The following is a 20,975-nucleotide window of genomic DNA, read 5'->3' as shown; positions in this document are numbered from 1 at the left end:
TGTTGCACACGCGCAGCCCACAGATGACAGGTGCCGACGCACGACGCGCCGAGCCCTCCCCTAGTCGAGCACGACAAGCTCGGCGGGATCGTAATCCACGCCCATAAACGTAAGGCCGCAGGCAGGAGCCGTGGGGCCCGCAGCGGTACGGTCGCAAGCATCGATGACCTCGCGCATCCACTCGGGTTCACGGCGATGCATGCCAATCTCGACAAGCGTGCCCACGATCGTGCGGACCATCGAATGCAGAAACGCATTGCCCTCGATGGTAAACGTCAGGATGTCCTCGCCAAACGCAACCTCATGGCCAAACTCGGCCCGCATCACGCAGCGGTGCGTAGGCTTGCCCACGGCAGAGGCGACCTTGCAAAAGCTCTTAAAGTCCTGCTCACCCAAAAGCGCGGGACAGGCCGCAGACATGGCCTCGACGTCCAAGGGATAGCGATGCCACCACACGGCACCACGGGACAGCACGGGGCGCGCATCGCGATCGGCAATACGGTACGTATACGTACGGGAACGCGCGTCAAAGCGTGCAGAAAAGCCCTTACGGGCCCTGTAGACCTCGTTTATGGCGATATCTTTAGGCAGCAGGGCATCCATAGCCCGCAGCCACCTACGGCGCGTAAGGGCGAGCTCAGCGTCCGTTACGGGCACGCTGATGTACTGAGCCACGGCATGCACGCCGGCATCGGTACGACCTGCGCACGTCAGATCGATCGGACGGCGAAGCAGCGTCTCGATGGCTCGACGCAGCTCACCCGCAACCGTCGTCTGTCCCGGCTGCTCGGCAAATCCGCTATACGACGAGCCATCATAGGCCACGCGAAATACGAGCGTGGCGTCAAGCTCGGAAATCGAATTGAAATCAGACGGCGCAGTCATGGGCGCTCCCAACAAACAAGTAACGGTATCGCGACAAAAAAAGAGGGGTACGCGAACGTACCCCTCGAATATAGCCTATGCAGACGGAATGTCTACTCAGCGGTCTCCTCAGCAGGAGCCTCCTCGACAGCCTCGACCTTCTTGGGAGCAGCGGCCTTCTTGGGGGCCGGAGCAGCCTTCTTGGCCTTAGGCGTGCAAGGCTCGGTGACGAGCTCCATGATAACGATGGGAGCGTTGTCGCCCTTACGGTTACCGAGCTTCATGATGCGGGTGTAACCGCCGTTGCGGTCCTGCCACATGCCCTGGGCAGCCTTGTCGAAGATCTCGGCAACGAGCTGCTTATCGCCGAGCTTGGCGATAGCCAGACGACGAGAGTGCAGGTCGCCCTTCTTGGCCCAAGTGATGATCGGGTCGACGACCGAACGCAGCGCCTTAGCGCGGGTCTCGGTGGTCTTGATGCGGTCGTTCTCGAAGAGGGCCTTAGCAAGGCTCTTCTTCATGGCCTTGGTGTGGCTCGCATCGGTGCCGAGCTTCAGGCCCTTCTTAACGTTGTGACGCATGGTCTAGTTTCTCCTCAAATATGCGAAGCATTAAGCCTTCAGGCTCAGGCCCATGGACTCAAGCTTGTCCTTCACTTCCTCGATCGACTTAACACCGAAGTTACGGATGTTGAGCAGATCGTTCTCCGAGAACTCAACGAGCTGACGGACCGAGTGAATGCTGGCGCGCTTAAGGCAGTTGTAGGAACGGACGGAAAGGTCCAGATCCTCGATCTGCTTGTCCAGCTCGGCGTTGTCGTTGGTGACCTCGGGAGCGAAGATCGAAGCCTCCTCCTCGACCTCGGTGGTCTCGGCAAGGTTCATAAAGGCGGCCATATGCTGGTTGATGATATTGGCAGCCTGGACCACGGCGTCGCGCGGGGCGATGGAGCCGTTGGTCTCGATCTCGAGGACAAGGCGGTCGTAGTCGGTGTGCTGACCGACACGACAAGCCTCAACGAGCTTGGCGCAACGGGAAACCGGCGAGTACAGCGAGTCGACATGGATCACACCGATGGGATCGTTATCGCGCTTGTTGGCCTCGCCAGAAACATAGCCGCGGCCATAGCCGATGCGCATGCTCATGGTGAGATGGCCACCCTCGGTGAGCGTAGCGATGTGCTGCTCGGGGTTGACCAGCTCAAACTCGGACGGAATAAAGAAGTCCGCACCGGTGACCTCGCAGGGGCCGTCAACCGAGATGGTGGCGGTCGCCTCGTCGGTCGTGCCGAGAGCCCTGAAGACAAGACCCTTGACATTCAGGACGATGTCGGTGACATCCTCGACCATGTTAGGGATGGTCATGAACTCGTGCTGCGCACCATCGATCTGAATAGCCTCGACAGCGGCACCCTCGAGCGAGGACAGAAGAACGCGACGAAGGGAGTTACCCAGCGTATCGCCGTAACCACGCTCGAGCGGCTCGACGGAGACACGAGCAGACGTCTCGTTGATCTCTTCGACCTGAACCTGAGGCCTAATGAATTCTGACATGTATTACCTCCAGCCTCAGCAGCCCGGATGGACTACTTAGAGTAGAGCTCGACGATGAGCTGCTCGTTGATATCACCGCTGATCTGCTCACGCGTCGGCAGAGCGAGCACGTTACCAGACAGCTTCTCGATATCGAGCTCGAGCCAGCCAGGAACCTCAAAGCGCTCGGAGGAAATCAGGGCCTCCTTGATGGGGAGGAGGTCACGGAACTTCTCGCCGACAGCGACGACGTCGCCGGCCTTGACGCGGTAGGACGGGATGTCCACGCGCTTGCCGTTCACGGTGAAGTGACCATGACGGACGGACTGACGAGCCTCTTTGCGGGTGCGGGCGAAGCCAAGACGGAAGACGACGTTGTCGAGGCGAGACTCAAGGATGATCATGAGGTTCTCACCGGTGACGCCGTTCATCTTGCGGGCCTTGTTGAAGTAGCCGTGGAACTGCTTCTCCAGAACGCCATAGATGAACTTGACCTTCTGCTTCTCGCGCAGCTGCATGCCGTACTCAGATTCCTTGCGACGGCGCTTGGGCTGACGGATAGATTCCTTCTTGCTGCTGTAACCGAGCTCAGCGGGATCGATCCCGAGCTGACGGCAGCGCTTAAGAACAGGAGTCCTGTCGATTGCCATATTGATACGATCCTTTCAGTTACACGCGGCGACGCTTCTTGGGGCGGCAGCCGTTGTGCGGAATGGGGGTCTTGTCCTGGATGCTCGAGACCTCGAGGCCAGCAGCCTGGAGGGAGCGGATGGCGGTCTCACGACCGGAGCCGGGGCCCTTGACGAAGACGGAAACCTTCTTCATACCGTGCTCCATGGCCTGCTTGGCAGCAGCCTCGGCAGCCATCTGGGCAGCGAACGGCGTGGACTTACGGGAGCCCTTGAAGCCCACCTGGCCAGCCGACTTCCAGGAAATGACGTTGCCCTGGGGATCGGTGATCGAAACGATCGTGTTGTTGAACGTAGAACGAATGTGAGCCTGGCCCACGGAAATGTTCTTACGGTCCGCGCGCTTCAGACGGGCAGCGCGAACGTTCTTCTTAGCAGTAGCCATCTATCTAGCGCTCCTTATTTCTTCTTCTTAGCACCGATCTGACGCTTCGGGCCCTTGCGGGTACGAGCGTTAGTGTGGGTGCGCTGACCGCGGACCGGGAGGCCCTTGCGGTGACGAAGGCCGCGGTTGCAGCCGATGTCCATAAGGCGCTTGACGTTCTGGTTGCGCTCACGGCGGAGGTCGCCCTCAACCATGATCTGGTTCTTATCGATATAATCGCGGATGGCGTTAACCTCATCCTCGGTGAGGTCCTTAACGCGCGTATCCACGTTAACGTTGCACTCGACGCAAATCTTCGTCGCAGTGGTGCGGCCGATGCCGTAAATGTAGGTCAGACCGATCTCAACGCGCTTCTCACGCGGGAGGTCGACACCATTAATACGGGCCAACGTAGTCTCCTCTCTTAACCCTGACGCTGCTTATGACGGGGGTTCTCGCAAATGACGAGGACCTTGCCATGGCGCCTAATGATTTTGCACTTATCGCACATCTTCTTGACCGAAGGACGTACCTTCATCGTTCTTCCTTTCGGTAGCGCTCAAACTACTTCCCTACTATCTACTCGCCCAGCCGCAGGCGTTTAAAACTATGGCTGGTCTTCACACACAATCCGACCGTAGGTTGAGCTAAGCCTGCAGTCGGAAATGGAGTGCGTGTATGCGTGCCGCTATTTGTAGCGATAGGTGATGCGGCCGCGGGTCAGGTCGTACGGGGAAAGCTCCACGACAACCCTGTCACCGGGGAGAATACGGATGTAATTCATTCGGATCTTGCCAGAAATGTTGCACAGAACCGAATGACCGTTCTCGAGCTCGACCTTAAACATGGCATTGGGCAGCGGTTCCTTTACCGTACCCTCGAGCTCAATTGCGTCTTCCTTCTTCACAAGCAATCATCTTTCTCTAGAAAACGACAGCGATTGAGTATTCTACAACACGTATGCACGCATCGTAATAACTTCGTAATGGCTCCACAACTAAGTGGAACTTGTTACATTTCTCCGCCTTGGAGCGAACACCAAGCACCTTGGGCATCCGTGGTCAGAATCACCGGACCGTCATTGGTAATGGCGACGGTGTTCTCGTAGTGCGCGGCGGGCAGGTGGTCGTTGGTCGTGACGATCCAACCGTCGGAGCCCGTGCTCACATGGTTGGAACCCATCGTAACCATCGGCTCGATGGCAATGACCATGCCGGCCTGGAGGCGAACGCCCCTCCCCTTCTTTCCATAGTTAGGAACGTTGGGGTCCTCGTGCATCACGCGGCCAATGCCATGGCCCACATAATCACGAAGCACGCCATAGCCGTGAGACTCGGCGAGGGACTGAACGGCATAACCGACGTCCCCGATATGGTTACCGGGAACAGCCTGCTCGATGGCAGCCTTAAGGCAATCACGCGTGACCTCGCACAGGGCCTTGGCCTCGGGCGTGGGGGTGCCGACGAAAAACGTCCAAGCATTATCGCCGACCCAACCGTCGACAACGGCTCCCGTATCGATGGAGATGATATCGCCATCGCGCAGGATCATGTCGGGGTTGGGAATACCGTGGACCACGGCATCGTTAATCGATGCGCAAATGGTTCCGGGAAACCCGCCGTAACCCTTAAAGGCTGGGATGCCACCATGCATGCGGATAATCTGCTCCGCGAGCTGATCGAGCTCAAAAGTCGAAACGCCGGGGCGCACCATGGCTCCAACGTGGCGGAGCGCCATCTTAGATAGCGCTCCTGCCTTCTTCATCTGCTCGATTTGCGTTGCAGACTTAATCTTGATCATAGACCGAGAGCCTCTTTGACATCCCCGTACACGGTCTCGCGAGCCTGGTCACCGTTGACCGACTTGAGCAGACCCTGGCCACGATAGTAGTCGACGAGCGGGCTCGTGGACTTCTCGTAGACGTCGAGACGGTTCTTGATGGTCTCGGGCTTGTCGTCGTCGCGCTGATACATCTCGCCGCCACACTTGGGGCAGGTAGCATCGGCAGCGGTGCCGGTGTAACCGCAGGCGCGGCAGGTGCGACGCGAAGACAGACGATCGATAATGACCTCGGGGGCCACATCGACCAGAAGGGCGCAGTCGATCTCGCGAACCATGGCGGAGAGCTCGGAATCGAGCGTCACGGCCTGGGCGGTGTTGCGCGGGAAGCCGTCGAGGATGAAGCCCTGCTGGGCGTCATCGGCGGCAAGGCGCTCCTTGACAAGGTCGATCACGAGCTGATCGGGAACGAGCTCGCCAGCGTCCATGTACTTCTTAGCCTGAATACCAAGCTCGGTGCCACCCTTGACGGCAGCACGCAGCAGGTCGCCCGTGGAAATGTGGGCGACGCCAAACTCGGCGACGAGCTCCTGTGCGACGGTGCCCTTACCGGCACCCGGAGCTCCGAGCAATACGAGGTTCATGAGCAATCCTCCTCTAGCCTATTTAAAGAATCCATCGTAATCATACATCTTGATCTGGCCTTCGAGCTTATCGACCGTGTCGAGCACGACGCCGACCATGATGAGGATGGACGTACCGCCAAATGCCTGGATCAGATGGTTACCCGTGAAGGAGAAGATGATCGAAGGCACGATGGCGATGAGCGCCAAAAAGACAGCGCTGGGAAGCGTGATCTTGTTGAGCGCGTTCTTGATGTAGGCCGCGGTAGCCCTACCCGGACGCACGCCCGGAATAAAGCCGCCCTGCTTCTTAAGGTTATCGGCCGTGTCATCGGGGTTGAACACCATGGAGGTGTAGAAGTACGCGAAGAACACGATGAGGACAACGTTAAGCACCCAGTTGAGCCAACCGGTCGAAAGCGCGGAGGCAACTGCCTGAATCCAGCCGATGCCGGGGAAGAACACGGCAATCTGAGCCGGGAAGTACAGCAGCGCCGAAGCGAAGATGATCGGCACGACACCCGCGGTGTTGACCTTGATGGGCAGGTAGGTGGTCTGGCCACCCATCATGCGACGGCCCACGACGCGCTTAGCGTAGGAGACCGGGATGCGGCGCTGGCCGCGCTCAAGGAAAACAATCAGCGGGATAACCAGCAGGATGATGGCGCAGATGATCACCATGGTGATGATGCCACCGGCATTGCCCTCGGTGCTGGAGAAGATAGCCTGCGGCAGACCGGCCATGATGTTCGCGAAGATGATCAGCGACATGCCATTGCCGATACCGCGCTGGGTGATGAGCTCACCAATCCACATGATCAGCATGGCGCCCGCGGTGAGCGTACCGACGATCATGAGGTCGAAGATGATCTCGGGAGCGCCGGCGCCATTGAAGCTGATGCCGAAGCTCTTAAAGAGGAAGAGGTAACCCACGGAGTTGAGGATTGCCAGAGCCAGGGTGAGGTAACGCGAATACTGCGTAATCTTGGTCTGACCGACCTCGCCCTCGCGGGCAAGCTCATGCAGGGAAGGCACGACGGCCTGGAGCATCTGGAGGATGATCGAGCTGGTGATGTAAGGCATGATGCCCAGCGAAAACACCGACACATAGCTCAACGCGCCGCCAGAGAAAAGATTCAGGAGGGCCATAGCACCTGCGGCGACCGAATTGTTATCGGTCGAGAAAAGGCCCAGCATCCCCTGGAAGGGAATGCCGGGCACAGGAACGTGCGCACCAATGCGGTACACGACGAGCATAGCTATGGTAAAAAGAATCTTTTCGCGCAATTCTTTGATGCGGAAAGCATTCTTAAGACCATTTAGCACGGCAGCTCGACCTTTCCGCCGGCGGCCTCGATCTTGGCCTGCGCAGAAGCGCTGACCTTGTCGACCTTGACCGTGAACTTCTTGGTGAGCTCACCATTGCCGAGCACCTTGACGGGCTCGAACTCGCTCTTGGTGATGCGAGCGGCCTTAAGAGCGGCACCGTCGATCACAGCGCCGTCCTCGAACTTACGCTCGAGACGCTCAACGTTAACGGCGGTGTACTCGATACGACGGGGGTTGCGGAAGCCCGGAAGCTTGGGCAGGCGCATAGCCAGCGGAGTCTGGCCACCCTCGAAGCCGGCACCCTTGGTGCCGCCAGAGCGGGAACCCTGGCCCTTCTGGCCGCGGCCAGAAGTGGTGCCGTGACCCGAAGAATTGCCACGGCCGACGCGCTTGCGGTTCTTGGTGGAACCGGGCGCGGGAGTAAGATCGTGAAGCTGCATTTGCTACTCCTCTACAATCTCGACAAGGTGCTTGACCTTGAAGATCATGCCGCGGACGGACTCGTTGTCAGCAATCTCGCGAACCTCGCGGATCCTGTGGAGACCGAGGGCACGGACAGTACGGACCTGGTCCTGCTTGCAACCGTTGGTGCTGCGGACCTGCTTGATCTTGATGGTGTCAGCCATGCTTAGTTCTCCTTACCGACGAACATCTCGGAGACCGTCAGGCCACGGCGAGCCGCGACGTCCTCAGGGCTGGAGAGCTCCTTGAGGCCCTCGACGGCAGCCTTGATGATGTTGAGGCCGTTGTCGGTACCGAGGGACTTGGATAGGACGTTCTTGATGCCAGCAAGCTCAAAGAGGGGACGCACAGCGCCGCCGGCGATAACGCCGGTACCCTCGACAGCGGGCTTGATGATGATGCGGCCGGCACCAAAGTGGCCGAGAACCTCGTGCGGGATGGTGCCCTGCTCGGTCACCGGCACGTGGAACATGTTCTTCTTGGCATCGAGAGATGCCTTGGAGATGGCCATGGGCACCTCAGCGGACTTGCCCATGCCAACGCCGACGTTGCCCTTGCCGTCGCCAACGACGACGAGAGCGACGAGGCTCATGCGACGACCACCCTTGACGGTCTTCGACACGCGGTTGATGTAAACGACGCGCTCCTCGAACTCGGAGGCCTCGCGCTGCTGCTTCTGATTACGAGCCATGTGCTACATACCTCCTAGAACTCGAGACCGGCGGCACGAGCACCGTCGGCGAGGGCCTTGACGCGGCCATGGTAGATACGGCCACCGCGATCGAAGGCGACCTTGGTGATGCCGGCCTCGATGGCGCGCTTGCCAACGAGCTGACCGACCTTCTCCGCAGCCTCCTTGTTCGAGGTGTGGGTGCCCTTGAACTCGGCCTCGAGGGTCGAGGCAGAGACGAGCGTCAGGCTGGAGCCCTTGCTGTCGTCGATGATCTGGGCATAGATGTTGGCGTTAGTACGGGTCACGCGAAGACGCGGACGCTCGGAGGTACCCGAGACCTTGCCGCGAACACGACGCTGACGACGCTTGAGGCCTTCCAGCTTCGCCTTATGCTTGTTCATACGTAAACTCCTAAAAAGGTTGATCTTGCCAGCACCTGACGGGGTGCTGGTCTTATGCGAGTGAGTCGGTTACGACTACTTGGCGGCCTTACCCAGCTTGCGGCGGATGTGCTCGCCAACGTAGTGGATACCCTTGCCCTTGTAAGGCTCGGGAGGACGATGGCCGCGGATCTCAGCGGCGATCTGACCGACCTGCTGCTTGTTGATACCCTTGACGTTCACGTGGGTGTTGTCGGGAACCTCGAAGGTGATGCCCTCGGGAGCCTCGACGATCACGGGGTGCGAGAAGCCCAGGGAGAACTCGAGGTTCTTGCCCTTCTGCTGCACGCGGTAACCGACGCCGGCGAGCTCGAGCTTCTTCTCGAAGCCCTCGGAAACGCCAACAACCATGTTGTGGATGAGGGCGCGGGTGAGGCCGTGGCGGGCACGGGTCTCACGCTCGTCGTCGGGACGGGAAACGGTGAGGACGTTGTCCTCGACGTTGATAGCGAGCTTCTCAAAGACATCGAGCTCGAGCTGGCCCTTGGGGCCCTTGACGACAACGTTGTTGCCGTTGACTGCCACTTCGACTCCGGCGGGAATCTGGACAGGCTTATTACCGATACGAGACACGGTGATCTCCTTTCCTTCTACCTACCGAGCGAATTACCAGACGTAAGCGATGATCTCGCCGCCGACGTTGTGCTTGCGAGCATCGCGGTCGGTCATGACGCCATGGCTGGTGGAAATAATGGCGGTACCAAGGCCACCGCGGACGCGGGGCATGTCGGCAACGCCGGTGTACTTACGCAGGCCCGGCTTGGAAATGCGGCGGATGCCGTTGATGACCTTAGCCTTCTTGGGACCATACTTAAGCGTGATGTGCAGAGTCTTCTGGGGAACGGTGTCCTCGACATCGTAGCCCTCGATGTAGCCCTCCTCGTGCAGAACACGAGCGATCTCGACGAGCTTCTTGCTGCTCGGCATGGAGACCGTGGCCTTGTTCACAGAGTTAGCGTTACGGATGCGCGTAAGCATATCTGCGATCGGGTCTGTAAGGTTCATACAGATTCTCCTTCGTTCTTGATGAACACGTGCTCTTGGTTCTTCGCCGCCCTTAACGGCAAAGCCTTTTTAGCGCGTTTTCCCTGTTCCAAACTGATGCTTGAAACGCTGGTAGTGACTTACCAGCTGGCCTTCTTAACGCCGGGAAGCTCGCCCTTGAGTGCAAGCTCGCGGAAGCAGACACGGCACAGGCCGAACTTGCGGTACACAGAGTGCGGACGGCCGCAGCGCTGGCAGCGCGTGTACTCACGAGTAGAGAACTTCTGCTTGCGATTGCACTTGACGATCATCGATGTCTTAGCCACTTATATCCTCCTCACATAGAGTATTGTTCGCCCCAAGCGCCGCCCCCTTGTGGGAACGGCGCTTATAGGGCAGGTGAACCTATTTCTTGAACGGGAAACCGAAGGCGTCCAGAAGGGCCTTGGCCTCCTCATCGGTATTGGCGGTGGTCACGAAAGTGATGTCCATACCGCGCTGGTGATCGACGGAATCGAAGTCGATCTCGGGGAAGATGAGCTGCTCGGTGACGCCCATGGAGAAGTTACCACGGCCGTCGAAGCTCTTGGCGGAGATGCCGCGGAAGTCGCGGATACGGGGGATCGCGACGGAGGTCAGACGATCGAAGAACTCCCACATACGGTCGCCACGCAGGGTAACCTTGCAGCCGATCGGCATACCAGCGCGCAGGCGGAAAGTAGCGATGGACTTGCGGGCACGGGTGATCATCGGCTGCTGGCCGGTGATGGCGCGCAGGTCGCGCACGGCACCGTCGATGGCCTTGGAATCGGTAGCGGCCTCGCCGACACCCATGTTCACGACGATCTTCTCAAACTTGGGGATCATCATGACGTTCTCGTACTGGAACTTGTCCTGAAGCTGCTGCTTGACCTCGTTGTTGTACTTGGTCTTCAGACGCGGCACATACTTCTCTTCTGCCATTGTTCACTCCTTCTTGGGGTTTTAAGCACGGGGCGTGGCCACGATGGGTTGTCCTCGTGCCTCCTGGCTGCATCCGCGCCGCTCATGGCATTTTGCGGTTTGGACTCGACGCAGCAGGAGCCGACAAAACAATCGGTACTATACGCGCATCGGGAGCGTATTTCCAGAAAAACCTCGTCTGCCTGCACAACTCCACAACTCCCCCGCACAAATGGATCCCAAAAAGCAGTTGCGGTGAAATAGGGACTGTTTGGCGGCCTAACAGGCTTAAACAATCCGTATTTCACCGCAACTTATTGGTGGGGATGCGATTAGCGCTTGCGGGGGACGAGTTTGGTGCGGCGCAGGTGAATCATCTCGGCGGCGATGGAGATAGCGATCTCCTCGGGGTCTTCGGCCTGGATGGCAACGCCGATCGGCAGGTGCAGCTCGTCGATCTGGTCCTGCGTAAAGCCCTCCTGCTCCAGGCGGGCGCGCACAAAGGCCGTCTTGCGACGCGAGCCCAGACAGCCCAGGTAGGCGGGCTTGGCGTGCATCGCCTGAATCACCACGTCGATATCGGACTTGTGGCCTGCTGTGGCCACGACCACCAAGTCGCGCGGACCGATGGGACACAGCTCGCTCAGGTTCTTGTAATCGACCAAGCGACGATCGTAGACACCGGGCACCCATTCGGGCGTCAGCGTGCCGGGGCGGTCATCGCACGCCACAACGGCAAAGCCCGCCGCCGTGAGCACCCGCGCTGTCGCAGCGCCCACGTGTCCGCAGCCAAAGATATAGGTCAGGCCCTCGGGGCAGAGCGTCTCGATGTGCGCCGGGGGAATCTCGGAGGCGGCGTTGGTGTAGGTGACCTTACTCCCCTCCTCCACCAACGAAAGCTCGGGGCAGCCGGCAATGGTATGGCGCGATGCCCCACCATGGTACTCGGCCACATCGCCCTCGAGCGCGTTTGCGATAAACGGTTCAAAGTCGATGACAAAGTCGCCGATGCGTCGATATGCCAAGACGTCGGCAACCGACTGGAACAACGGCACCTGCGATACATCCAGGTGCAGATAGCACAGGCAGATGGCTCCGCCGCAAATCATGCCGGTATCGGAGTTCTCGCCGCCCATGGTGTAGCGGACCAGACGCGACTGTCCCGCGCTCAAGAGCTCGCGCGCCTCGTCCAGCGCAAAGAGCTCAATCTTGCCGCCGCCGATGGTGCCCGCTTGACTGCCATCGGCAAAGACGGCCATCCAAGCGCCCACGCCGCGCGGCGATGACCCTGCCGTGCCGGCCACCACCACCAGCTCGCACGTCTTACCGGCCTTCAGAGCGCCAAGCGCAGCATTCACCACATCGAGCTTTTCCATTGCAATTTCCTATCCCTGGAATACACCGGTGAGCATGGCGAGCGCCTCGAGCACGCCGCCGCCGACCGACGTCGCCTTGTCCGAAATATAGTTGATATAGCTGGCATCGCCGCGTGGGTCGACGTCGGCGCACTTAAAGCCCTCGGCCACCTGAACGCCGTCGGCCAAAAGGCCGCGCAAGCAGCCGTCGATCTGCGTGACCATGGGAGTATCACCCGCATACCCGATCACATCGCCGGCACTCACGATGTCGCCGATCGCGCGGTCGGACCTAAACACGCCGGCGGCGGAGCTGTGGATAACGCGCTCCTTGCCATAGCCGGCGATCACACCCGGCACGCCCGTATTGGGCTGGGGCGAGCCCTGGGTGATGACGCGGCCGAGGAAATGCCCACGCATGGTCTCGACCACGGCATCGCAATCGACCGGCGCGGTAAAGCCCGGCCCCACGGCGATGACGACAGGCGCCATATCGCGCGTGGTGCCCAAGTTGCGCTTGGCCAGAATCGCGTCGACCACGGCAGCGGGTTTAAGCTCATCGAGCATCTTGGCCTGGGGGTCCATCACAACGGCAACATCCCCCGCCTCGGTAATCTCAAGCGCCTCGGCCGGCGTCTGCGCCAAGCGGGCTCGAATGCCCTCGACCTGGACCTCGCCCAAGCGAATGGCCTCGCAAAAACTGATTGTACGACGGATGCACGTGGGGACCGCGATATCGGCCATGACGACCGACACGCCGGCGCGCACCAAGCGAGCGGCGACGCCCGTGGCGATATCGCCGGCGCCGCGAACATAAACGAGCATTCCCGGGGCACCTCCCTGTGCTACGGTTTGGGCAGAGCAAAAGCGGTTCGACCGCTACTCTGATGATTATTTATTATCACAGTATTATACGGCGGTGAACAGATGGAAACGGTTAGCGGCAACCTTGCCTCGGCGCTCAGGATCGAGCCGGGCATTACCGCGATTATCGGCAGTGGCGGCAAGTCGACGTTGCTAAAGGCGCTGGGTCTTGAGCTCATGCGCGCTGGCGGCCGCGTGCTCCTCTGCACCACCACGCATATGTTTCCCGTCGCCGGCGTGCCATGGGACGGGTCGAACCGTCGCCTGGACGCCGCGCCTTGGAAGCCGGGCGCCGCACATGTCTCTGGTTGCACCTGCGAGGCCTGCGCGGGCCTTGCGCGCGGAAGCATCTGTCAGGCAGGCGTCTTGGACCCGGAGACAGGCAAGCTCTCCGCCCCCGCCGAGCCACTCGGCGAGCTGGCACAGCGCTTTAACTACGTCTTGGCCGAGGCGGACGGCAGCAAGCGACTCCCGCTCAAAGCCCACGCCGCCTGGGAGCCGGTGATTCCCTCTGGCACCGCCAACATCGTCTGGATCGTCGGCGCCTCGGGGCTCGGCAAGCCCATCAACGAAGCCGTCCACCGCCCCGAGCTCTTTTGCGAGCGTTGCGGCTGCGAGCTCACCGACATCGCCACACCCGAGCGCGTCGCCCAGGTGCTCAATGCCGAGATGCAGGCGCTGGGACTCTGCACCGCACGCGTCATGCTCAACCAAGTCGACACGCTCAACGACCCGGCTATGACAGGACGCTTTGAGGCCGCCCTCGGCCGCCCCATCGTCGTCGGCAGCCTCAAGTAGCCGGCGCCACCCCGGCGCCCTTTCTGCTAACGAGGCACGTAGCGACCGGGCTGGGCTCCGGTGGGCTCGCCGTCGCGCGCCACCAGCACGCCGTTGACGTAGACAGCCTTGGCGCGGCCATGTGCCTCAAAACCCTCGAGTGGCGTGTAGTCCACAGCCTGATGCTGCGTCGCCGCGCGAATGGTCCAGCGCGCCTGGGGATCCCACACGCACACATCGGCATCGGAACCCTCGGCAAGACAGCCCTTGCGCGGGTACATGCCAAACACGCGTGCCGGGTTCTCACTCATCAGGCGGCAGAGGTCTTCGGGGCCCAGCTGCCCCTCAAAGCTCGTGGCAATCGCAACGGGACGATGCTCCACGCCGGGCCCGCCGTTGGGAATCGCGCGGAAGTCGTCGCGCCCGCGGTCCTTTTGCCCGTGCAGATTAAAGCTGCAGTGGTCGGTGGCGATGGTATCGATCTCGCCGGCCACAAGCGCCTCGCGCAGGGCCGCACGGTCGCCGGCATGGCGCAGCGGCGGACTCATCACATACTTGGCACCCGCAAAGCCGTCCTCTCCCTGCTCCAAATAGCAGGTGTCGTCGAGCATCAGATATTGAGGGCAGGTCTCGACATAGATGTTCTTCTGCCCGCGCGCCTTGGCGGCACGGATGGCCTCGAGCCCCAGCTTGGTCGAAAGGTGCACCACGTTGACCGGAGCGTCCCCGGCCAAGTGCGCCAGATACAGCAGGCGGCTCACGGCCTCGGCCTCACACACGTCCGGACGGCTGAGCGCATGCCCCTCGGGCCCATGAATCCCCTGCTCGTACACGCGCTTCTGCAGTTCATTCACCAACGTGCCATTCTCACAATGCACGCACAGTATGCCGCCCAGGCGCTTGAGCTCCTCCAGCACCTCGAGTGTCTCGGCATCGTCCAAGCGCAGGTGGTCGTAGGCAAAGTAGGTCTTGAACGACGATACGCCCGCCTCGCGCATGGCCGAAAGATCGGCGCGGTTGCGCTCATTCCACTCGGCGAGTGCCATATGAAAGGCGTAGTTTGCCGTGCAGGTGCCGTCGGCGCGATGACGCCACTCGGCCAAGGCATCGGGCATGGTCACGCCGCGATCGGCCGTCGCGTAGTCCACGATGGTCGTCGTACCGCCGCAGGCAGCCGCACGCGTGCCGGTCTCAAAGCTATCGGCTGTCCAATCCATGCCGGTCCAGCACTGCATATGCGTGTGGCCGTCGATAAAGCCGGGGAACACCCAGCAGCCCGCGGCATCCTCGACGGTATCGCCCTCGCCCGGCTCGATTGCTGCGGCAATCCGCACAATCTTGTCGCCCTCCATGGCAAGATCGGCGCGGCGAAGTCCCTGGGGCGTCACGAGCGCGCCGTTTTTGATGATGATCATAATTGCTCCTTATTGGTTGATGCAGTTGGCCACGCGATCAAAATACGAGCAGGCGGCGATATGCTCCGCTATGCGTCGCTGTCCCTTGGCGGTATCGACGTCCCACAGCTCGTAGGCACGCGCCTCGACCAGTACCACGTCGGCACGGCCCTTGAGGATCGAACCGCCGCCGTCCTTGCCCTCAAGACGTATGAGCGCATCGAACAGTTCCGCCGGAAAGAGCACCGGACTCGAAGGCTCGCCGTTGCACGCAAGACGCACCGGGTGTTTGCGGCCACGCTCCTCAAACGCGCGAACCATGGCCTCAAAAGAATCCGCGCTCACAAGCGGCTGGTCGCCCGGCAAAAAGAGACAACCTTTCCAGTTGCGTTGTACCCCCCACGAAAGGCCCGCACGGACGCTTTCGCTGCGCAGCTCGCCATCGTGCAGCACACACGGGCAATGCTTGTCCTCGCAAATCTGGGCGACCTCGGGCCAACGCGTCGAAACCACGACGTCAAAGCCCCGGGGAACCGAATCGATGGTCCGAGAAATCAGCGGCTCACCATAGATATCGGCAAGCATCTTGTTAGAGCCAAACCGCTTACCCTCGCCCGAAGCCATAATGACGCAACCAAGTTTCATGGCGATACCTCCCCTGAAACCATCGTACCCATAACTCGCGCCGCGGGCATCCACATCGAAAGCGCTTATCCCGCACGCCCGCGATGCAAAAAGGGGGCACCCCGCCGGTTGGCAGAGCGCCCCCTTTACATAGCTTACCTCAGCCCGGCTTTAGGCCTGGAGCCAACGGGCGGTGTTGCGCTCGTCGAGGGCCTTGAGGGTAGCGGCGGGATCGGCAACCTTCTGCAGGAACATCATGGCAGCGATGGCGTACGGCTTGTAGCTGGCCTCCTTGTACATGCCCACGCGGTGCATGTCGAAGACGTCGGCGTTAACCTCGCCGTGCTCGCAGGAGACACCGGAGATGTCGGCGGGCAGCGGGTGCATAAAGATGGTGTCCTGGCCGTTGGCAGTCTTCTCCATGAGCTCGGTCGTGGAGCACCAATCCTGATGGGTGGCGTTCTGGGCGAGCAGCTCCTTCTCGAGCGCAGCGATGCCGGCGTCGTCGCCCTCGGCGTACAGATTGGTACGCTTCTCCATGGCGGCAAACGGAGCCCAGCTCTTGGGGATCACGATGTCGGCGCCCTCGAAGGCCTCGGCCATGGTGTTGACCTGCTTAAAGGTGGTGCCGGACTCGGCGGCATAGCCCTTGGCGCGCTCGACGACCTCGGGCATGAGGTCGTAGCCCTCGGGGTGGGCCAGGGTGACGTCCATGCCAAAGCGGGGCAGCAGGCTGATCAGCGACTGCGGGCAGGACAGCGGCTTGCCGTAAGAGGGCGAATAGGCCCAGGTGACGGCAACCTTCTTGCCCTTGAGGTTCTCAAGGCCGCCAAACTCGTTGATGAGGTAGAGCATGTCGGCAGAGGACTGCGTGGGGTGATCGGAGTCGGACTGCAGGGAAATGAGCGTGGGACGGTGATCCAGAACGCCGTCCTCGTAAGCCTGCTGGACAGACTCGGAGACCTCGGCCATGTAGGCGTCGCCCTTGCCGATGTACATGTCGTCGCGGATGCCGATGACGTCGGCCATGAAGGAGATCATGGTAGCGGTCTCGCGGACGGTCTCGCCGTGAGCGATCTGGGACTTCTTCTCGTCCAGGTCCTGCAGCTCAAGGCCGAGCAGGTTGGCGGCCTTAGAGAAGGAGAAGCGCGTACGGGTGGAGTTATCGCGGAACAGGGAGACGGCCAGGCCCGAGTCGAAGATCTTGGACGAGACGTTGTTCTCGCGCAGCTCGCGCAGGGCGTCGGCGACGATGTAGAGAGCCTTGAGCTCATCGGTGGTCTTATCCCAGGTGTGCAGGAAGTCGCTGCCGTACATACCCTTAAAATCGAGGCCGTTCAGCTGCTCGACGAGCTCGGTAAACTTGGCGTCCATGTAAATGTCCTTTCTAAAGGTGAAACGATCGCAATGAGTAGATGTGCTCCGGCATGCGCGTGTGGCTAGAACATGCAGAGCGCTATGACGAGGACCCGCTACCGTTGAGGAAGCATGGGAGATAACGACCGCGGGCCCCAAGTCAACAGGAGGCGCCGAGGGCATAAACTGTCCCCGGCTCAACAAAATCGAGGAATGGGACTAGTCGATCTTGTTGTTGGTCAGACCGGCGCGGAACACGGTGGCGTCGCCATCGGCCTGGCTCGGATCGTAGAGGTTCAGGGCAGCCACATACATGGCGGCAGCGGTGACCAGGTCGTCCTTGTAGGTGACCTCGTTGGGAGCGTGAGCCTGAGACTCGGCACCCGGGCCAAAGCCCACGCAGGGGATGCCGTAGCGGCCCTGGATGGAGACGCAGTTCGTGGAGAAGGTCCACTTGTCGCACAGCGGGCGACCGGTGCGCTTGTCCATGCTGGGCTCGCAGCCGATGCGCTCGTCACCAAACATGGCCTTGTGGGCGTCGACGAGGGCCTTGACGTGCGGAGCGGTCTCCTTGTTGATCCACGTGGGGAAGTAAGCCTCGGTCTCGTAGACCTCGCCGGTCCAGGACGGACGGTCGTACATGTACATGGAGACCTTCACGTCGTCACCGTACTTCTTGGCTGCCGGCAGGTTGCGGATCTCGTCCAGGCAGGACTCCCAGGTCTCACCGGCGGTCATACGACGGTCGATGGAGATGGCGCAGGAGTCGGCCACGGCGCAGCGGCTGGGGCTGGTGTAGAAGATCTGGCTGACGGTGCAGGTGCCGCGGCCCAGGAAGCGGGCATCCTCGAAGTGCTCGGGATTGTACTTGGGGTCGAGCATCTTGACGAGACCCTTGATGTCGGTCGACTCGTCGCAGCCGTTGTTGTTGAGGGCGCGGACGTCGGCGATGATGTCGGCCATCTTGTAGATGGCGTTGTCGCCGCGGTCGGGAGCGGAGCCGTGGCAGGAGGTACCGTGAACGTCGACGCGGATCTCCATGCGGCCGCGGTGACCGCGATAGATGCCGCCGTCGGTGGGTTCGGTGGAAATGACGAACTCGGGCTTAATGCCATCCTTGTTGTAGATGTACTGCCAGCACATGCCGTCGCAGTCCTCTTCCTGGACGGTGCCGACGACCATGATCTTGTAGCCCTCGGGGATGAGGCCCATGTCCTTCATCATCTTGGCAGCGTAGGTAGCAGAAGCCATGCCGCCCTCCTGGTCGGAGCCGCCGCGGCCGTAGATGATCTCGTCGGTCTCGTAGCCCTCATAGGGATCGGCATCCCAGTTCTCGATGTTGCCGATGCCGACGGTGTCGATGTGGGAGTCGATGGCGATGATCTTGTCGCCCTCGCCCATAAAGCCCATGACGTTGCCCAGGCCATCGACCTTGACCTCGTCATAGCCAAGGTTCTCCATCTCGGCCTTGATGCAGGCGACAACCTCACCCTCCTCGCAAGACTCAGAGGGATGGGAGATCATAGCGCGCAGGAAGCGAGTCATATCAGCACGATGGGACTCAGCAGCAGCCTTGATAGCGTCGAAATCGAGTTCTTTAGCCATTGTTCATAACCTTTCAAACGAAGGAATCTACCTGTGAGGTGGCGGAGCGATACCTATTTACTCCGCCCCAACGATTAGCAAGTGGGATATTCGCCTTCCCAAACAATGCGGCGATACTGGTCGGGATCGGTGTCGCCCTCGGTGGAGAAGCAGAGCACGGAGCTCGTCTTGTCCAGGCCGATGAGTTCCTTGAGCTCGGCGTACTCGGGATCGAGCATGAGGGTCTCGACCAGGCCGGTGGTCACAGCGCCGGACTCGCCGGAGATGACGCGCGGGTCGCCCTTCTCGGGAGCGCCCAGGGTGCGCATGCCGCGAGCGGTGACCCAGTCGGGGCAGGACACGAAGGCGGTGACGTGGTTGCGCAGGATATCCCAGCCCAGAATGTTGGGCTCGCCGCAGCACAGACCGGCCATGATGGAGGGCATGTCGCCGTCCACGATGCGCGGATCGCCGTCGCCGGCGGCAGCGCCCTTGTACAGACAGGCGGCAGGCGCGCACTCAGCCACGACGAAGGTGGGCGGGTTATCGGGATACAGGTTGGTGAAGTAGCCCACCACAGCGCCGGCGAGCGAACCCACGCCAGCCTGGACAAACACGTGCGTCGGGCGGTTGATGGCCATCTCGCGCAGCTGCTCGGCAGCCTCGGAAGCCATGGTGCCGTAACCCTCCATGATCCAGGACGGAATCTTCTCGTAGCCCTCCCAGGCGGTGTCCTGAACGATGACGCCGCGCTCGCAGGCATCGGCCTCGGCGGCGGCCATGCGCACGCACTCGTCGTAGTTGACCTCTTCGATGGTCACCGTGGCGCCCTCGGCCGCGATGTTATCGAAGCGGGGCTTGGTGGAACCCTTGGGCATGTGCACGACGGCCTTCTGGCCCAGCTTGTTGGCAGCCCATGCCACGCCGCGGCCATGGTTGCCGTCGGTAGCGGTAAAGAAGGTGGCCTGGCCAAAGTCCTCGGCCAGCTGATCGGAGGTCAGGTAATCGAAGGTGCAGTCGGCAACGTCCTTGCCGGTCTCGTCGGCAATATAGTTGGCCATGGCAAACGAGCCGCCCAGAACCTTAAAGGCGTTGAGGCCAAAGCGATAGCTCTCGTCCTTAACGCACAGGTTGGACAGGCCCAGGCGCGCGGCCTGGCCGTCCAGGCGGGCAAGCGGAGTGACGGTGTACTGGGGGAACGACTGGTGGAAGGCGCGGGCCTTCTTCACGTGGTCGAGGCTCATGATTCCCAAGTGCTTGTCATCGCTCTTGGGCATCGTGTTGCCCGCCCACTGGATCTTATCGGCCATACGGTGAACTCCTTAAGTCCTCTCTTGCCGGCCCCCGCATACGCGTTTCAGCCCATTCCCATTCATGCGACTGAACTTTTATGTGGATGCCAAACAAAAAGTTTGTTAGCACTGTTCTATCACACTTTTTGATTGGCATACCTAACGAATTGTTTGTTGCCGTAATCGGTACTTTTTCGCCGCCGAACGGTCATGAATTGCCTTGTTGATGGATTTGTTTGCGGTCAAGTGTGGTTTATGGCAAAGTGTGCCCAAACTAATTTTTAGGAAGGCACCCATGACCCCCGCACAGATTGAGTTTTACAAGCGCCTAGCACACGGCCTGGCGCTCCAATTTGGCCCCAACTGCGAAGTCGTCGTCCACGATCTGGAAACCGAGGACGTGGACCACTCCATCGTAGTGATCGAAAACGGCCACGTCAGCGGGCGCAAACTGGGTGACGGCCCCAGCCATATCGTGTTTGAGTCCATGCACGAGGGCACCACCGACGTGCACGACCGCGAGCCATACCTCACCAAAACCACCGATGGCAAGCTGCTCAAATCGTCGACGATCTTTATCCGCAACGACGAAGGCAAGCCCGTCGGCATTTTGGGCATTAACTTTGACATTACGCTCATGAAGGCTTTTGAGCGTTCGCTCGACGCCTTTACCGGCACCGGCGGCACGGGCTATACCGAGCCCGAGCCCATTACCAAGAACATCGGCGACCTGCTCGAGGACCTGCTGCACGAGTGCGAGCAGTTTGTGGGCAAGCCCGCGGCACTCATGACCAAAGACGAGCGCATTCGTGCCATTGGCTACCTCGACCGTCGCGGCGCCTTCCTCATTTCCAAGTCGAGCGAGCGCGCCTGCGAGTTCTTTGGCATCTCCAAGTACAGTTTTTATAGCTACCTCAATGAGGCCAAGGCGGCGGCCGGCGACAAGTAGGCGCTCGCCTGGATTGCCCCTCCCCTTTTGGGCGCGAGTTCTGGAAAGCACGAATCCAAGACCGAGCCACTTGGGAAGTTCCATATAATCGATGTCATT

Annotated in this window: 28 protein-coding genes; 2 read left to right on the top strand and 26 right to left on the bottom strand. The window is 60.6% G+C overall.

Going from position 1 to position 20,975, the window contains the following annotated elements; translation table 11 throughout:
- Positions 1-60 precede the first annotated feature (60 nt).
- The 21 genes from truA to yqeB all read right to left on the bottom strand — a co-directional run bounded on the left by truA (position 61) and on the right by yqeB (position 12,861).
- A complete protein-coding gene (gene truA / locus FGQ67_RS01090; protein WP_117786816.1) occupies positions 61-885 on the bottom strand; it encodes a tRNA pseudouridine(38-40) synthase TruA in 825 nt (274 codons plus the stop codon).
- 92 nt (positions 886-977) lie between these two features.
- Complete coding sequence (gene rplQ / locus FGQ67_RS01085; RefSeq protein ID WP_006235277.1) at positions 978-1,445, bottom strand: 50S ribosomal protein L17; 468 nt, start codon at positions 1,443-1,445, stop codon at positions 978-980.
- Positions 1,446-1,475: 30 nt separating this feature from the next.
- On the bottom strand, positions 1,476-2,417 hold the full coding sequence (locus FGQ67_RS01080) for a DNA-directed RNA polymerase subunit alpha (protein WP_138339646.1): 942 nt from the start codon (positions 2,415-2,417) through the stop codon (positions 1,476-1,478).
- A gap of 32 nt (positions 2,418-2,449) precedes the next feature.
- Complete coding sequence (gene rpsD, locus FGQ67_RS01075) at positions 2,450-3,046, bottom strand: 30S ribosomal protein S4 (RefSeq protein ID WP_138339645.1); 597 nt, start codon at positions 3,044-3,046, stop codon at positions 2,450-2,452.
- Between the two features lie 19 nt (positions 3,047-3,065).
- The gene (gene rpsK, locus FGQ67_RS01070; protein ID WP_006235274.1) at positions 3,066-3,470 is read right to left on the bottom strand and encodes a 30S ribosomal protein S11; all 405 of its coding nucleotides are present in this window, start codon (positions 3,468-3,470) and stop codon (positions 3,066-3,068) included.
- Positions 3,471-3,484: 14 nt separating this feature from the next.
- Positions 3,485-3,859: a 30S ribosomal protein S13 gene (gene rpsM / locus FGQ67_RS01065; RefSeq protein ID WP_022094275.1), complete on the bottom strand. Its 375-nt coding sequence runs from the start codon at positions 3,857-3,859 to the stop codon at positions 3,485-3,487.
- A gap of 14 nt (positions 3,860-3,873) precedes the next feature.
- A complete protein-coding gene (gene rpmJ, locus FGQ67_RS01060) occupies positions 3,874-3,987 on the bottom strand; it encodes a 50S ribosomal protein L36 (protein ID WP_006363204.1) in 114 nt (37 codons plus the stop codon).
- Between the two features lie 150 nt (positions 3,988-4,137).
- Complete coding sequence (infA, locus tag FGQ67_RS01055; RefSeq protein ID WP_035137443.1) at positions 4,138-4,356, bottom strand: translation initiation factor IF-1; 219 nt, start codon at positions 4,354-4,356, stop codon at positions 4,138-4,140.
- A gap of 104 nt (positions 4,357-4,460) precedes the next feature.
- A complete protein-coding gene (map, locus tag FGQ67_RS01050) occupies positions 4,461-5,249 on the bottom strand; it encodes a type I methionyl aminopeptidase (RefSeq protein ID WP_089573563.1) in 789 nt (262 codons plus the stop codon).
- Entirely contained in the window at positions 5,246-5,872 is a 627-nt protein-coding gene (locus FGQ67_RS01045) for an adenylate kinase (protein WP_138339644.1), read from the bottom strand. Before FGQ67_RS01045 ends, map begins: the two co-directional genes overlap by 4 nt.
- 18 nt (positions 5,873-5,890) lie before the next feature.
- Positions 5,891-7,177 (bottom strand): preprotein translocase subunit SecY, encoded by a 1,287-nt coding sequence (gene secY / locus FGQ67_RS01040; protein WP_035137447.1) that lies wholly within the window; start codon positions 7,175-7,177, stop codon positions 5,891-5,893.
- Positions 7,171-7,620, bottom strand: coding sequence for a 50S ribosomal protein L15 (gene rplO, locus FGQ67_RS01035; protein WP_006235267.1), 450 nt, complete (start codon positions 7,618-7,620; stop codon positions 7,171-7,173). The genes secY and rplO overlap by 7 nt, the downstream gene beginning before the upstream one ends.
- 3 nt (positions 7,621-7,623) lie before the next feature.
- Positions 7,624-7,806, bottom strand: a complete 183-nt coding sequence (rpmD, locus tag FGQ67_RS01030) for a 50S ribosomal protein L30 (RefSeq protein WP_006235266.1) — start codon at positions 7,804-7,806, stop codon at positions 7,624-7,626.
- Between the two features lie 2 nt (positions 7,807-7,808).
- The gene (gene rpsE / locus FGQ67_RS01025; RefSeq protein WP_006235265.1) at positions 7,809-8,333 is read right to left on the bottom strand and encodes a 30S ribosomal protein S5; all 525 of its coding nucleotides are present in this window, start codon (positions 8,331-8,333) and stop codon (positions 7,809-7,811) included.
- A gap of 14 nt (positions 8,334-8,347) precedes the next feature.
- Positions 8,348-8,716 (bottom strand): 50S ribosomal protein L18, encoded by a 369-nt coding sequence (gene rplR / locus FGQ67_RS01020; RefSeq protein ID WP_006235264.1) that lies wholly within the window; start codon positions 8,714-8,716, stop codon positions 8,348-8,350.
- A gap of 75 nt (positions 8,717-8,791) precedes the next feature.
- Complete coding sequence (gene rplF, locus FGQ67_RS01015) at positions 8,792-9,328, bottom strand: 50S ribosomal protein L6 (protein ID WP_006235263.1); 537 nt, start codon at positions 9,326-9,328, stop codon at positions 8,792-8,794.
- Positions 9,329-9,361: 33 nt separating this feature from the next.
- Positions 9,362-9,760, bottom strand: coding sequence for a 30S ribosomal protein S8 (rpsH, locus tag FGQ67_RS01010; protein ID WP_006235262.1), 399 nt, complete (start codon positions 9,758-9,760; stop codon positions 9,362-9,364).
- 119 nt (positions 9,761-9,879) lie between these two features.
- A complete protein-coding gene (locus FGQ67_RS01005) occupies positions 9,880-10,065 on the bottom strand; it encodes a type Z 30S ribosomal protein S14 (protein WP_022094280.1) in 186 nt (61 codons plus the stop codon).
- Between the two features lie 79 nt (positions 10,066-10,144).
- Positions 10,145-10,702 (bottom strand): 50S ribosomal protein L5, encoded by a 558-nt coding sequence (gene rplE, locus FGQ67_RS01000; protein WP_006235260.1) that lies wholly within the window; start codon positions 10,700-10,702, stop codon positions 10,145-10,147.
- 311 nt (positions 10,703-11,013) lie between these two features.
- A complete protein-coding gene (locus FGQ67_RS00995) occupies positions 11,014-12,057 on the bottom strand; it encodes an XdhC family protein (protein WP_138339643.1) in 1,044 nt (347 codons plus the stop codon).
- 9 nt (positions 12,058-12,066) lie between these two features.
- Positions 12,067-12,861, bottom strand: a complete 795-nt coding sequence (gene yqeB / locus FGQ67_RS00990; protein ID WP_138339642.1) for a selenium-dependent molybdenum cofactor biosynthesis protein YqeB — start codon at positions 12,859-12,861, stop codon at positions 12,067-12,069.
- A gap of 102 nt (positions 12,862-12,963) precedes the next feature.
- On the opposite strand from yqeB, the gene yqeC reads away from it, so the two are divergent.
- Positions 12,964-13,698, top strand: a complete 735-nt coding sequence (gene yqeC / locus FGQ67_RS00985) for a selenium cofactor biosynthesis protein YqeC (protein WP_138339641.1) — start codon at positions 12,964-12,966, stop codon at positions 13,696-13,698.
- 26 nt (positions 13,699-13,724) lie between these two features.
- Here the strand turns inward: yqeC and hydA are convergent, their stop codons facing one another.
- The 5 genes from hydA to dpaL all read right to left on the bottom strand — a co-directional run bounded on the left by hydA (position 13,725) and on the right by dpaL (position 19,945).
- Positions 13,725-15,092: a dihydropyrimidinase gene (gene hydA / locus FGQ67_RS00980; protein WP_138339640.1), complete on the bottom strand. Its 1,368-nt coding sequence runs from the start codon at positions 15,090-15,092 to the stop codon at positions 13,725-13,727.
- A 9-nt stretch (positions 15,093-15,101) separates the two neighbouring features.
- On the bottom strand, positions 15,102-15,716 hold the full coding sequence (locus tag FGQ67_RS00975) for a nucleotidyltransferase family protein (RefSeq protein WP_138339639.1): 615 nt from the start codon (positions 15,714-15,716) through the stop codon (positions 15,102-15,104).
- Positions 15,717-15,866: 150 nt separating this feature from the next.
- Positions 15,867-17,069 carry a knotted carbamoyltransferase YgeW gene (gene ygeW, locus FGQ67_RS00970; RefSeq protein WP_055287465.1) on the bottom strand — a complete coding sequence of 401 codons (1,203 nt, stop codon included), beginning with the start codon at positions 17,067-17,069 and terminating at the stop codon, positions 15,867-15,869.
- Positions 17,070-17,270: 201 nt separating this feature from the next.
- The gene (locus tag FGQ67_RS00965) at positions 17,271-18,656 is read right to left on the bottom strand and encodes a YgeY family selenium metabolism-linked hydrolase (protein WP_117821229.1); all 1,386 of its coding nucleotides are present in this window, start codon (positions 18,654-18,656) and stop codon (positions 17,271-17,273) included.
- Between the two features lie 74 nt (positions 18,657-18,730).
- Positions 18,731-19,945, bottom strand: coding sequence for a diaminopropionate ammonia-lyase (gene dpaL, locus FGQ67_RS00960; protein ID WP_138339638.1), 1,215 nt, complete (start codon positions 19,943-19,945; stop codon positions 18,731-18,733).
- A 277-nt stretch (positions 19,946-20,222) separates the two neighbouring features.
- On the opposite strand from dpaL, the gene FGQ67_RS00955 reads away from it, so the two are divergent.
- A complete protein-coding gene (locus tag FGQ67_RS00955) occupies positions 20,223-20,876 on the top strand; it encodes a helix-turn-helix transcriptional regulator (RefSeq protein WP_022094290.1) in 654 nt (217 codons plus the stop codon).
- The last annotated feature ends 99 nt before the right edge of the window (positions 20,877-20,975 follow it).

The sequence above is a fragment of the Collinsella aerofaciens genome, assembly GCF_005845035.1.
Lineage (GTDB): Bacteria > Actinomycetota > Coriobacteriia > Coriobacteriales > Coriobacteriaceae > Collinsella > Collinsella aerofaciens_I.
This window is presented reverse-complemented; position numbering and strand designations above follow the sequence as displayed.